At 63.5% G+C, this 12,598-nt stretch carries 13 protein-coding genes; 3 read left to right on the plus strand and 10 right to left on the minus strand.

What is annotated here, in order from left to right; genetic code table 11:
- Nucleotides 1-76: 76 nt before the first annotated feature.
- Entirely contained in the window at nucleotides 77-733 is a 657-nt protein-coding gene (locus QQK16_RS05795) for a GIN domain-containing protein (protein WP_284195479.1), read from the minus strand.
- Between the two features lie 80 nt (nucleotides 734-813).
- Complete coding sequence (parC, locus tag QQK16_RS05800) at nucleotides 814-3,192, minus strand: DNA topoisomerase IV subunit A (protein ID WP_284195480.1); 2,379 nt, start codon at nucleotides 3,190-3,192, stop codon at nucleotides 814-816.
- Nucleotides 3,193-3,720: 528 nt separating this feature from the next.
- Between parC and QQK16_RS05805 the strand changes: the two genes are divergently transcribed.
- Nucleotides 3,721-3,879, plus strand: a complete 159-nt coding sequence (locus tag QQK16_RS05805) for a hypothetical protein (protein ID WP_284195481.1) — start codon at nucleotides 3,721-3,723, stop codon at nucleotides 3,877-3,879.
- 78 nt (nucleotides 3,880-3,957) lie between these two features.
- On the opposite strand, the gene QQK16_RS05810 is transcribed toward QQK16_RS05805, so the two are convergent.
- From QQK16_RS05810 to QQK16_RS05835, 6 genes are all read right to left on the minus strand, one after another.
- Nucleotides 3,958-4,221 (minus strand): acyl-CoA-binding protein, encoded by a 264-nt coding sequence (locus QQK16_RS05810; RefSeq protein WP_284195482.1) that lies wholly within the window; start codon nucleotides 4,219-4,221, stop codon nucleotides 3,958-3,960.
- An 81-nt stretch (nucleotides 4,222-4,302) separates the two neighbouring features.
- A complete protein-coding gene (locus tag QQK16_RS05815) occupies nucleotides 4,303-5,589 on the minus strand; it encodes a dihydroorotase (RefSeq protein ID WP_284195483.1) in 1,287 nt (428 codons plus the stop codon).
- Nucleotides 5,586-6,539: an aspartate carbamoyltransferase catalytic subunit gene (locus QQK16_RS05820; protein ID WP_284195484.1), complete on the minus strand. Its 954-nt coding sequence runs from the start codon at nucleotides 6,537-6,539 to the stop codon at nucleotides 5,586-5,588. The genes QQK16_RS05815 and QQK16_RS05820 overlap by 4 nt, the downstream gene beginning before the upstream one ends.
- A 13-nt stretch (nucleotides 6,540-6,552) precedes the next feature.
- Nucleotides 6,553-7,002, minus strand: a complete 450-nt coding sequence (locus tag QQK16_RS05825) for a GNAT family N-acetyltransferase (protein WP_284195485.1) — start codon at nucleotides 7,000-7,002, stop codon at nucleotides 6,553-6,555.
- Complete coding sequence (gene ruvX / locus QQK16_RS05830) at nucleotides 7,003-7,422, minus strand: Holliday junction resolvase RuvX (RefSeq protein ID WP_284195486.1); 420 nt, start codon at nucleotides 7,420-7,422, stop codon at nucleotides 7,003-7,005. It lies immediately after the preceding gene.
- 4 nt (nucleotides 7,423-7,426) lie between these two features.
- Nucleotides 7,427-7,978, minus strand: a complete 552-nt coding sequence (locus tag QQK16_RS05835; protein WP_368860125.1) for a YqgE/AlgH family protein — start codon at nucleotides 7,976-7,978, stop codon at nucleotides 7,427-7,429.
- A gap of 219 nt (nucleotides 7,979-8,197) precedes the next feature.
- On the opposite strand from QQK16_RS05835, the gene QQK16_RS05840 reads away from it, so the two are divergent.
- The gene (locus QQK16_RS05840; protein WP_284195488.1) at nucleotides 8,198-9,616 is read left to right on the plus strand and encodes a cryptochrome/photolyase family protein; all 1,419 of its coding nucleotides are present in this window, start codon (nucleotides 8,198-8,200) and stop codon (nucleotides 9,614-9,616) included.
- On the opposite strand, the gene QQK16_RS05845 is transcribed toward QQK16_RS05840, so the two are convergent.
- The gene (locus QQK16_RS05845) at nucleotides 9,613-10,467 is read right to left on the minus strand and encodes a GNAT family N-acetyltransferase (RefSeq protein ID WP_284195489.1); all 855 of its coding nucleotides are present in this window, start codon (nucleotides 10,465-10,467) and stop codon (nucleotides 9,613-9,615) included. The genes QQK16_RS05840 and QQK16_RS05845 overlap by 4 nt on opposite strands.
- Nucleotides 10,464-11,393 carry an alpha/beta hydrolase gene (locus tag QQK16_RS05850; protein WP_284195490.1) on the minus strand — a complete coding sequence of 310 codons (930 nt, stop codon included), beginning with the start codon at nucleotides 11,391-11,393 and terminating at the stop codon, nucleotides 10,464-10,466. The genes QQK16_RS05845 and QQK16_RS05850 overlap by 4 nt, the downstream gene beginning before the upstream one ends.
- Nucleotides 11,394-11,613: 220 nt before the next feature.
- Between QQK16_RS05850 and QQK16_RS05855 the strand changes: the two genes are divergently transcribed.
- The gene (locus QQK16_RS05855; RefSeq protein WP_284195491.1) at nucleotides 11,614-12,585 is read left to right on the plus strand and encodes an alpha/beta fold hydrolase; all 972 of its coding nucleotides are present in this window, start codon (nucleotides 11,614-11,616) and stop codon (nucleotides 12,583-12,585) included.
- The last annotated feature ends 13 nt before the right edge of the window (nucleotides 12,586-12,598 follow it).

Raw genomic sequence — 12,598 nt, forward strand, 5'->3', positions numbered from 1 at the left:
TCTGACGACTGCGCGAAAACCCCTGCCAGATACAGGGGGGTAATTCCCCTATCCGTCGTTGTCCGCCGCGCTGTCCTCAGTCGCCTGCGCTGACGCTGCCTATGCCAGACACCGTCTTGCTCACCTTGGTGGGCTTGCCGTAGTAGGTCAGCGAACCGATACCATCAACAGCGGCAGTCAGCGACTCGCTGGCGTAGACGCTGATAGCCCCCACGCCTTCCAGGCTGACGCTGACGTCGCGCGCCTTGAGGGCATCCAGGTCCAGCGCGCCGGCGCCGGCCGCCTGCACGGACAGCTTACTTACCCGACCGGTAGCAGTGACCAGGCCAGCCCCCTCGTACTCCAGGCTGAACTGCTCGCTATTGATGTCGTGGAAAATCGTCTTGCCGGCGCCTTCATGGCTGTAGGCCGTCAACTTGGGTACCGTCACCTCGATGCGCAGCTTGCTGTCGTCCTTCAGGTGCACAGTCTGCTTGCCACCCTTGAAACGGATATGCAACTGCTTGTTCTGCACCACAGTCTCGATCAGCGGCTGCAGGTTATCGTCAGCCTTGACCTTGACCGAGGGCGCGGGACCGACCTTCACATCGAGTATCCAGACACCATCGCTGCGGATGGACTGGAAATCGGTCACCGGTCGTTGCTGCTCCACCACGCGGCCACTGCCACGCACTTCTTCGGCCAGTACCGGGGTGATCAGGGCAAGGGCAATCAAGGCTGCAGGCATTTGCATGGCGGTCTCCTAGTTAGCATACTGGCTAGTATGTTACCAATCATCCACAAATGCAAATGCCCGCAGCCTAAGGCGCGCTGCTAGAACCCAGCCAGCTTCAACCCACCCACCAAGGGCTTGCCCTTCTTGGCCCGCTTGCCCACATAGGGCGCCAGGTCGTTGGCGTCGAAGGTCAGGCTCATGCTTTTGCCGCCACGGCCGGTGCCGTTCAGCGTCAGGCTCTTGCCGTCGCTGATGGTGATGGCCGCCAGCTTGTCACCCTCGTCCAGCGCCATGGCGATCATGCCGCGCCCGCCGCCCGACAGCGCCTTAAGCTCAGACAGGGGGAAGGCATGCAGGCGGGCCGATACCGACAGGCAGCAGACCAGGTTGCCCTCGGCCGGGCTGAAGGTGGCGATCTTCAGCAGCTCTTCCCCGTCATCCAGCGACAGGAAGGCCTTGCCAGCCTTCTGCCGGGTCAGCAGATCCTTGAACTCGCAGTGAAAGGCATAGCCGTTGGCGCCAGCGATCAGCAATGCCTGCTCCGGCCGCGCCGCCAGCAACTGCACGATTCGGCTCTTGGCTGCCAGGTCAATCAGCGAGGCCACCGGCACCCCGTCACCGCGCCCACCCGGCAGATTGCCCGCCAGCAGGTTGTAGACACGGCCATCCGAGCCAAACAGCGCCACCGTATCGACCGAGCGGCACTCCAGCGCCGCCAGCAGGCTGTCGCCTTCCTTGAAGGTCAGGTTCTGGGTCTCGAGGCCATGGCCGTTGCGGCTGCGTATCCAGCCCTTTTGCGAGACGATGACGGTCAACGGCTCATCCACCACGGCTACCGTGATGCTGGCCTTCTCGGTGGCTTCAATCAAGGTGCGGCGGTCATCGCCAAAAGCCTTGGCGTCGTCGCGTATCTCCTTGACGATCAGTTTCTGCATGGCCGATTCATTGCCCAGCAGATGCTCCAGGCCAGCCTTCTCGTCACGCAGCTTGGCCAGTTCCTGCTCGATCTTGATACCTTCCAGCCGGGCCAGCTGGCGCAGGCGGATTTCCAGGATATCGTCGGCCTGCCGCTCGCTGAGCTGGAAGGCCTGCATCAGGGCCGACTTGGGCTCATCGCTCTCGCGGATGATGCGGATCACCTCGTCGATATTGAGGTAGACCACCATGCGACCTTCCAGGATATGGATGCGGTCATCCACCTGGCCCAAACGGTGCGCGGTGCGGCGGCGTACGGTGGCAAAGCGGTACTGCACCCACTCCGCCAGCAGTTGCTTCAGCGATTTCTGCTGCGGCCGGCCATCAATGCCGATGGCCACCAGGTTGATGGACGAACTGCCCTCCAGGCTGGTGTGAGTCAGCAGCATGTTGGCGAACTCGTCCGGACTCTGTGTCCGCGACTTGGGTTCGAACACCAGCCGCACGGCCACGTCCTTGCCCGATTCATCGCGCACGGTATCGAGCTGGCTCAGCAGCAATTGCTTGAGCTGCACCTGCTCCTGGGTCAGTGCCTTCTTGCCTTTCTTGATCTTGGGGTTGGTCAGATCCTCTATCTCTTCCAGCACCCGCTGCGACGAGGTATTGGGCGGCAGCTCGGTCACCACCAACTGCCACTGGCCGCGTGCCAGTTCCTCTATCTTCCAGCGTGCCCGCACCGCCAGGCTGCCACGGCCGCCCTCATAGGCTGTGCGTATCTGTTCGCGGCTGGAGATGATCTGGCCGCCACCAGGAAAATCCGGCCCCTGGATATGGTCCAGCAGCTCGTCCAGGCTGATCTGCGGCCGCTGTATCAGCGCCACCGCTGCATCCGCCACCTCGCGCAGATTGTGCGGCGGCATTTCGGTGGCCATGCCCACGGCGATGCCCGATGCGCCGTTCAGCAGCAACATGGGTAGGCGGGCCGGCAGCAGCTTGGGCTCTTCGAATGCGCCATCGTAGTTGGGCACAAAGTCGGCGGTGCCCATATCGATTTCGGACAGCAGCAGCTCGGCAATCTTGGTCAAGCGCGCTTCGGTGTAGCGCATGGCCGCAGCGCCGTCGCCATCGCGCGAGCCGAAGTTGCCTTGGCCGTCCACCAGCGGATAGCGCAGAGAGAAATTCTGCGCCAGCCGCACCATGGCGTCATAGGCCGAGGTATCGCCATGCGGATGGTACTTACCCAGCACCTCACCCACCACCCGGGCCGATTTCACCGGCTTGGCCGTAGCACCCAGGCCCATCTCGTGCATGGCGTAAAGGATACGGCGCTGCACCGGCTTCTGCCCGTCGCATACATCCGGCAGGGCGCGTCCCTTCACCACCGAGACGGCATATTCCAGGTAGGCCCGCTCGGCATAGCGCCCCAGCGGCACGCTGTCGGCACCGGCAAAGTCGGTCAGGCTGGGTGGCGGTGGCAGATCGTTGCTGCCAGGCTCCGCAGCGACTGCCTCGGGCAGTTCGTCTTCGGGTTCATCGAGTGGCAGGTCTGGGGTATCGGTCATGGTGCTTACGGCTAAGAGGATTCGGGCGGGCGGATGATGGCACGACGCAGGGGGCCTGGACAAATGGGGCTGTTGAAAACGCAACGCCAGACCCGCCTGACAACAGGCGGTAGAGGGCAGGATAAGCCGCTATGCCGTTAGGGCCACCAATAACTGGAGTCTACATCATGCGCCTTGCCCCCCTGCTGCTCATGCTAGTCGACCTTGCGGCCCAGGTGCCATGGACGCTGCACACTGGCGATTACCTCGGTGATGCCGAACCCAGCGTCAGGGGCCACTACCTAGGATCTGTTATGCAATATCCACCCAGCACCAACCACTCACCCCACAGCAAGATGCTGCTGTCGACCCAGATAACCGATATGGACCCAGTGGATGCCGCCGTGTGGGAGAACCGGTTTTTGCTTGGCAGGGCAAAGCCTCGCTGGCCGGCATGCTGAATATGCTGGCTGCCAACCGGCTGGATGTGGTGCCCGACTAAGAGGCCGAGATGAAACCGCCGCTGGCGAAGCAGCCCAGGCAGGCATCGTGATCAAGCCAGCGGTACTGACCAAACCCCTGGAATTCGGCTTTGTCGATAAGCCACGCGGCAAACAGCTCAAGGCCCGCTTTGATGCCGAGCTGGGCAAGCTCAAGCGCTTGTTCATGGCCTACCTCAGCAACAACCCGAATGCGTTTCCCCCTTGATGGGCCGGTCTTGCACGGCCTCCGGAAACAACAAGGCCGCCCCTAGGGCGGCCTTGTCGCGATAGCACCAACGGGTGCTTATTCCTTGGCCTTCAGTGCTTCGACCAGGTCGATGTACTTTTGCTTGGCAGCGTCTTGCTCGGTGCCGGCCAGTTCAGCCCAGGCGTTGTACTTGGCAGCGCCGACAAAGTCGAACATGGAAGGCTTGTCGCCCTTCACATCGCCTTCGCTGGCTTGCTTGAACAGCGCGTACAGCTTGAGCTTGACCGAATTGTCAGGGGCTTCGGAGAGCTTGGTGACGTCTTCGGCGGCTTGCTTGAAGTTTGCATCGATATCGGACATGGCGTATTCCTCACTAATTCAGGGGTTCTGGTCGTGCTCGGGTCGGGGTCCATGGACCCTGTTAGAAGCTTGGCGTGCGTTTCACGCTGCGCCCGGTTCGGTATAGGCCAGTCGGCCACCGACCAGGGTATGGCGGACTCTACCACGCATCTCCATCCCGACAAACGGTGTGTGCTTGCCACTGCTGAGCAGCGTTTCCGGCATGACACGCCATGTTGCGTGCGGATCATACAGACACAGGTCGGCCGGAGCGCCCACGGCAATACGGCCGGCCTCCAGGCCCAGCAGCTCGGCCGGGCCACTGGTGATGCGGGCCAGCGCCTGTGCCAGGGGCACCCGCTTCTGCTCGGCCCAGGCCAGCACCAGCGGCAACAGCAGCTCCAGCCCGCTGGCGCCGGGTTTGGCCTCGCCAAACGGCAGCAGCTTGTCGTCGTTGCCCACCGGGCTGTGGTCAGAACAGATGGCACTGATGGTGCCATCGAGCAGGGCATGCTGGATGGCATCGCGGTCGGTCACCCCGCGCAGGGGTGGGCTCAAACGCATATTGCTGTCGAAGTAACCGATATCGATATCGGCCAGATGCACATGGTTGATGCTGACATCGGCCGTCAGCTTGAGGCCGTAGTTACGGGCGGCGGCGATCATCTCCAAGCCTTCGCGGGTGGATACCCGCTCCAGGTGCACGCTGGCGCCGCTGTCCTTCATCAGGATCACGATGGTGGAAATGGCGACGGTCTCGGCCACTGAGGGAATGGCCGGCAGGCCCAACCGGGTGGCGACCTGACCATCATGGGCCACGCCGCCAGACGCCAGCCGCACGTCCTGCGGCCGCAGGCGCAGGGTAATGCCGTAGGTAGCGGCATACTGCATGGCGCGGTAGAGCACGCGGGTATCGGCCAATGGCGCATCGGCCTGGCTAAACGAGACGCAGCCAGCATCGCGCAGCTTGGCAAACTCGGTCAGCTCCGAACCCGCCAGTCCCCGGGTCAGCGCACCCAGCGGCAGCACCTTGGCCAGGCCCAGGCCATCGGCCCGCTGGCGAAGCATCTGTACCAGGCCGGGCTCATCCAGCGCCGGATGGGTGTCGGGCATGGCGCACAGCGTGGTCACCCCACCGGCCACCGCGGCACGCAGCTCACTCTGCAGCTTGTTCTTGTGCTCGCCTCCCGGCTCGCCCAGGCGGGCAGCCAGATCGATCAGGCCCGGTATCACGGTCAGGCCAGCCGCATCCAGGGTCTGGTCGGCCACATGGCCGGCCGGGGCCTCGCCTATGCCGGCGATGCGGCCATCGGCCAGGTAGAGGTCGGCGACCGTCTCATGGCCGCTGGCCGGGTCCAGCAGGCGGCCGTTCTGTATCAGGGTAATCATGCGCGGGCCTCCGACAAGATGCTCATCACGGCCATGCGTACCGCGATACCGAAAGTGACTTGATCCAGGATGACGCTCTGCTTGCCATCCGCCACGGCGGAATCAATCTCCACGCCACGGTTCATGGGGCCAGGATGCATCACGATGGCATCGGGCTGGGCCAGCGCCAGCTTCTCGCGGCTGAGGCCGTAGAACTGGTTGAACTCGTTGGCCGAGGGTAGCAGGGCGCCGTTCATGCGCTCGTTCTGCAAGCGCAGGGCGATCACCACGTCCACGCCCTTGAGGCCTTCCTTCAGATCGTGGAACACCCGCACGCCCAGCTGCTCCACATCTCGCGGCAGCAGGGTCTTGGGGCCGATCACCCTGACCTCGGGGCAGCCCAGGGTGGTCAGCGCATGGATCTGCGAGCGGGCCACCCGTGAATGCAGGATATCGCCGACAATGGCCACGGTGAGGTTGCGGAAATCGCCCTTGAAATGGCGGATGGTGTACATGTCCAGCAGGGCCTGGGTGGGGTGGGCATGGCGGCCGTCACCGGCGTTCACCACGGCCACGCCCGGCCGCACATGCTTGGCGATCAGGAAGGGCGCACCCGATTCGGCGTGCCGCACCACAAACATGTCGGCGCCCATGGCCTCAAGATTGTGGATGGTATCGAGCAGGGTCTCGCCCTTGGCGGTGGAGCTGGCCTGGATATTGAGGCTGTGCACATCGGCGCTGAGGCGCTTCTGGGCGATCTCGAAGGTGGTACGGGTGCGCGTGGAGTTCTCGAAGAACAGGTTGAACACGCTCTTGCCGGCCAGGTCGCTGTGCTTCTTCTCGCCGGCATCGCCCGCCGCCACATAGCCGGCAGCACGGTCCAGTATCTGGTGCAGGATGCGCGCCGGCAGCGATTCGGTGCTGAGCAGGTGTATCAGCTCGCCGTGGCTGTTCAGTTGGGGGTTATACATCGGTCGATGCCTTTCAGATGACGGTCGCTGCACTGTGTTTCTCGAATACGAAACTGGGCCGCTTGGAATAGTCGAGATGCTCGTAGAACTTGTGGGCCTCGGTACGGTGGACGCCGGAACCCAGCCTGATGCGGCCGCCGCCCAGCTGCGCCACTACCCAGTGTTCGACCTGCGACAGCAGCTTTCGTCCCACGCCCTGGCCCTGGCACGCCGGATCTACCGTCAACACATAGACCTCGGCATAGCCATCGCTGGCGGTCTGGCACACCTGGGCCACATGCACCCACCCCACTACACGGCCTTGCCAGTCCGCCACGAACACCGCATGCGGCAATCCTTGCGCCAGGCGTGCCAGCCGGCGCTGCATGGTGGCGGCATCAGCGGGGGCGTAGTCCAGGGCCGTCAGCAACTGGCCCATGGCAGCCGCGTCATCCATCACATAGGGGCGTATCAGCACGTCCATTCAGGCCCCCTGCTGATCAAACCATACCTGCAGGATACGCATGGCTGCCACCTGGTCCAGCGCGGCCTTGCGCTTCTTGCCAAAGGTCTGGGCCTCGCTCAACAGCTCCTCGGCCTCAACCGAGGTCAGGCGCTCGTCCACCAGTGCCACCGGCAGGTTGAAGCGGCCGTTCAGGCGGTTGGCGAAAGTGCGTGCCAGCCGGCTCATGTCGTGTTCTGTGCCATCAAGATGGCTGGGCAGGCCAACCACCAGTTGGCTGGGCTGCCATTCGGCGATCAGCTTGGCGATGGCGGCAAACTTGTCGTCGTTGCTGGCACCGGTAATGGTGGTCAGCGGCGATGCCAGGCACAGCTCGGTGCTGCCGCCGGCGACACCGATGCGGACTTCGCCAAAATCGAAAGCGAGTACGTAGCCGGCCATGGGCTCAGGCGTGGCCGGCCGTGTCGGACAGCATGGCCATGTCTATGCCCAGCAGGCCCAGGGCCGCTTCATAGCGTTGCTCCGACGGCAGACTGAAGATCACCTCGATATCGGCATCGACCGTCAGCCAGGCATTCTGGCCCAGCTCGCTCTCCAATTGGCCGGCTTCCCAGCCGGCGTAGCCCAGCGAGATGAACATGCGATCCGGCCCACCCCCCTCGCCCATGGCCAGCAGCACGTCCTTGGAGGTGGTCAGGCCCAGCTCATCCTCCACCGCCAGGGTGGATTGCCAGTTGCCCAGCGGCTGGTGCAGCACAAAGCCCCGGTCGGTCTGGACCGGCCCGCCGAAATAGACTTCCTGCTCGGCCACGTCCTCGCGGCGGAGCTCGATGTCTACCTGCTGGAACAGGGTGCGCATATTCATGCCCAGAGGGCGGTTGACGATGACACCCATGGCGCCCTGGTCGTTATGGTCGCAGACAAACACCAACGACTTGGCGAAGATGGGGTCGGCCATGGCGGGCATGGCGATAAGAAATTGGCGGCTCAGATTCATGGCTTCCATGCGGCGAATTATCGCATACCCGCACCACACTTGCCCGTGCGGCAAACAGCCCGTTCTTGAAATCCCGCCCCTGCGCATGGGGCACCCTGGCCGCTGCGCGCCCAGTCCGCCCGCTGCGGGCCATGTTTCACGTGAAATAACGGCAGGACACAGCTGCAAGCAAGCTGCATTATCCCTACAATTGCATTAGACATAACATGGACAAATCACATGAAGCCCTACACCACCGCCCTGCTCTGGCTGCGCCGCGATCTGCGGCTGGATGACCAGGCCGCGCTATACCACGCACTGAAGGCCGCCGAGCAAGTGCAGCCGGTATTCGTGTTCGACCGCGCCATCCTGGACGCCTTGCCCAGGCAGGATCGCCGGGTGGAATTCATCTGGGAAACCCTGGCCGCGCTCAAGGGCGAGCTACAGGCGCTGGGCAGCGATGTGCTGGTACGCCATGCCGTGGCCGCGGAGGAAATCCCCCGCCTGGCACGGGAACTCGGTGCCCAGGCCGTCTACACCAATGCCGATTACGAACCCGCCGCCCTGGCGCGCGATGCCCAGGTCGCCGCCGCCCTGGCGGCGGACGGCATAGATTTCCACAGCAGCAAGGATCAGGTGATCTTCGAGCGCGACGAGGTGCTGACCCAGGCGGGCCGGTTCTTCACCGTGTTCACCCCCTACAAGAACGCCTGGCTAAAAAAGCTGGACCCGTTCTACCTGCAGTCTTACCCGGTCGCCCGCTACCTGCCAGCGTTGCGTCGCTGCCCTGCCGAGCCACTGCATGCCTTGTCGCAACTGGGATTCGAGCGCAGCAATCTGCAGCAGATAGGCATCAAGACCGGCGCAGCGGGTGCCTCGCAGTTGTTCGAGGATTTCCACGACCGCATCGACAACTACAAGGTGGCGCGCGACTACCCTGGCATAAAGGGGGTGTCGTATCTGTCGGTACACCTGCGGTTTGGCACGGTATCGGTACGGCGGCTGGCCAGCCATGCCTGGCAGCGCGGCACCGCCGGCAGCCTGTGCTGGCTGAACGAACTGATCTGGCGCGATTTCTACCAGCAGATACTGTGGCACCGCCCCGATGTGGTGAGCCATGCCTTCAAGCCCGAGTACGAGCAACTGCCCTTCCCCAACGATCCCGCGCTATTTGCCGCCTGGTGCGAGGGCCGTACCGGCTACCCCATCGTCGATGCTGCCATGCGCCAGCTCAACCAGACCGGCTTCATGCACAACCGCCTGCGCATGGTGGCCGCCAGTTTTCTGGTCAAGGACCTGCTGATCGACTGGCGCTGGGGCGAGCACTACTTTGCCGAGAAGTTGATCGATTTCGACCTGGCCGCCAACAACGGCGGCTGGCAATGGGCAGCCAGCACCGGCTGCGATGCCCAGCCCTATTTCCGCATCTTCAACCCGGTCAGCCAGTCAGAGCGCTTCGACCCGGAAGGTCGGTTCATCCGCCGCTATGTGCCTGAGCTGGCGCGGTTGCCCACCGACGCCCTGCATGCCCCCTGGCAGGCCAAGCCCCTGGTGTTGGCTGGGGCCGGCATACGGCTGGGGCAGGACTACCCGGAACCGGTAGTCGATCACGCCACCCAGCGCGCCCTGGCGCTGGCGCTGTTCAAACGACATGGCTAAGCCAGATCCCAGCACATCTCGTGCTGCAGGGCGACCGAGGTGGCGCCCATCTTGCGCAGCAACTGCACCGATGGGCCATCGGCATCGAGATTGTTGAAATACAGCGGCTTATCGCTACGGGCTGCCGCGCTGGCGATCAGTGCCTGTCCCAGGCCCTGGCGGCGATAGCTGGGGTGGACGGCGAACAGCGGCAGCTCGCCGCTGATGGGATTAAGCAGCGCCAGCGCTTGCAGCTGGCCCTGGCCACACAGGCCCACCCGCTCGAACCGCTGCGGGCTGGCTGCCAGCGCACGCACGCTATTCTGCCAGGCGGGCTCTGCCGCTAACCAGTCAAGGCAACCTACCGGCCAGTCATTACTGGCTTCCACCACCAAGGTCATGGTCTCGGGCAGGACCAGCGGGGGTCGGGCCGGCAGTTGCACGCAGTCAAAATGCCGGCTCAGGGCAAAGCCCGTGGCTGCGTAGCTGCGCCGGGCGGCCGTGTTCTCTGCCAGCACTTCCAGCAGGGCTTGCTGCACCCCCTGTTCACGCCAACGTGGTGCCAGCCAGGCAAACAGCCGCTGGCTCAACCTTTGGCCACGCGCCTCGGGCAGCACACCGCTGGCGGTATCGTAAGCCGTGCGGCGGCCTTGCCAGTCGCCCTGGCAGATAAAGTGAAAACCGATCAAGCGCTCACCGGCAAACACCCCACCCGACAGGCCCGGCACATAGCCGCGCCGTTGCAGCATGGTGTGCAGGCCGGCCTCGTCCAGCTGCATGGGCAGCAGGTAATCGGCAAAAGCCGCAGCAAAAGCCTGGTAGAGCTGCGCCAACGGCACCCCTTCCAGGCTGGCAAAGTGCCAGTCCTTCATGCTTGCCCCGCCGGAGGAAAGCGCCGGTTCAGCCATACCCGTATGCCATGCCAGACCGCTTCCTTGTTGGTCTCGTTCAGCAGTTCATGGCGGCCCTTGTCGAACAGCGTCACCACCACATCGCGCAGGCCGATGCGCAGGTAGCGCTCAGACAGCTGGCGGCAGCCACGCCCGCCCATGCTGACCGGATCGTGGGTGCCTGCCAGCAGCATCACCGACATCTTGGCTGGCAGGGTAGAGCCGCCGGCTTCCCGGTTCTCCATATCGACAATGGCCGCGAACAGATCAGACCATAGCTTGGGGCTGCAATCAAAACCACACATCGGGTCGGCAATATAGGCATCCACTACGGCCGGGTCGCGGCTCAGCCAGTCGAACGGCGTGCGCGCCGGCCGAAACCGCAGGTTGAACGTGCCAAACACCAGCTTGCCCATGAAGGCTGAGGGCTGATCCATGCCCTTGCGGCCTTTCCAGCGGGCGATCCGGCCCATCCAGCGCGCCAGTGGTGCTTGCCTGAATCCGGTGGCCGAGAGTATCAGGCCATCAATCAGGCCTGGCCGGGTCAGCAGCAGGGAACGGGCGATAAAGGAGCCCATGCTGTGGCCCAGCAGCACCACCGGCAGACCGGGATGCTGCTGGCGAGCGTAGGCGATCAACTCCATCAGGTCAGCCACCACCCGGCGAAACCCGTCGTGATCGGCAAAATGCCCAAGTTTGCCGTTTTGTACGCTGCCGCCGTGGCCACGATGGTCCAGCGCCCACACATCGCAATCGTGCTCGTTCAGGAACTCGGCAAAGGCATCGTAGCGCGCAGCATGCTCGGCCATGCCATGGGAGATCACCACGATGATGCGAGGCTCACGCCCGGCCCAGTGGTAGCGCGCCAAGGTAGCACCATCGCTGGCGGTAAAGGTGTCTCTTTTCATATTGATGGTCATGGCGAACAGGCTGCAGGCAAGGTAGCAAAACGCGCAGCATAAACCATGTCATGGGGGCAGGTGGCGAGCGTCAGCATTTACGCCGTAGTGCTGCCGTGGTTTTTGGTAAGCTCTCGGCTGGCCACCAGGGGGCCAATAAGATTCTTATAAATCAGAGGCTTGGATTGATAGACTATCTCTATACCCCGACCAACCCGGGGGAGCTGCCATGAACTGGTGGCAGGTTGTAGGCGTTGCAGGCTTGGTACTGGTGGGCATAGGCCTGACCTGGACCCGTTGGGCTACCGCCACCCTGGCGCTGATGCGCCGCCGTGCTGGCTATGTCCGGCACAGCATAGGGGTCGATGGCTTCGAGCTGGTCTACCACGAATCCGGCCGGCGCAATGCGCCGCCCATGCTGCTCTTGCATGGCTTTGGTGGCGATGGCGACAACTGGGTGCGCTTCACCCCGCATATGCGCGGCGACTACCGCGTGCTGGTGCCCGATCTGCCTGGCTTTGGCCAGACCGGCTATTTGCCAGGCCAATCCTATTCGCTGGAACGCCAGATCGCCCGTCTCAAGGATTTTGTCGACATGCTGCACCTGGAGCAGGTGCATCTGGTCGGTAACTCCATGGGGGGCTATATCGCTGCCGGTTTCGCCGCCGCCTATCCCGAACGTGTGGCCAGCCTGGGGTTGTTCAATGCCGCCGGGGTGGATATGCCCAAGCGCAGCCCCTTCTATGACGCTGCGCTGGAGGGCGAAAACTGGCTGCTGGTGCGTGAACCCAGCGATTTCGACCGCATCATCAAGCTGGTCTACCACAAGCAGCCCTGGATACCGGGCTTTCTGCGCGACTTTCTGGTGGCCCAGCGCATGTCGGTAGCGGATGACCAGGATCTGGTCTTCCACGAAATCTTTACCGAACGTGTCTGGCTGGATGACCGCTTGCCCGCCATCAAGGCCCCCACCCTGATACTGTGGGGCGACGACGACAGGGTGCTGGACATCTCATCCATCAAGCTGTTCCAGGCGGGTATACGCCACGCCCAGGTAGCCATCATCCCGGCCTGCGGCCATGTCCCCATGCTGGAGAAACCAGCTGCTACCGCCAGGGTGTATCGCGGTTTCCTGGCCAACCAGGGCGACAAGGTCAGCCCTGCCATGCATATCGGTGCCCCCGGCACCAGCACGGCCTGAGGCTATCAAACCA

This window comes from Chitinimonas prasina (assembly GCF_030160395.1).
In the GTDB taxonomy this organism is placed as follows: Bacteria; Pseudomonadota; Gammaproteobacteria; order Burkholderiales; family Chitinimonadaceae; genus Chitinimonas; species Chitinimonas prasina.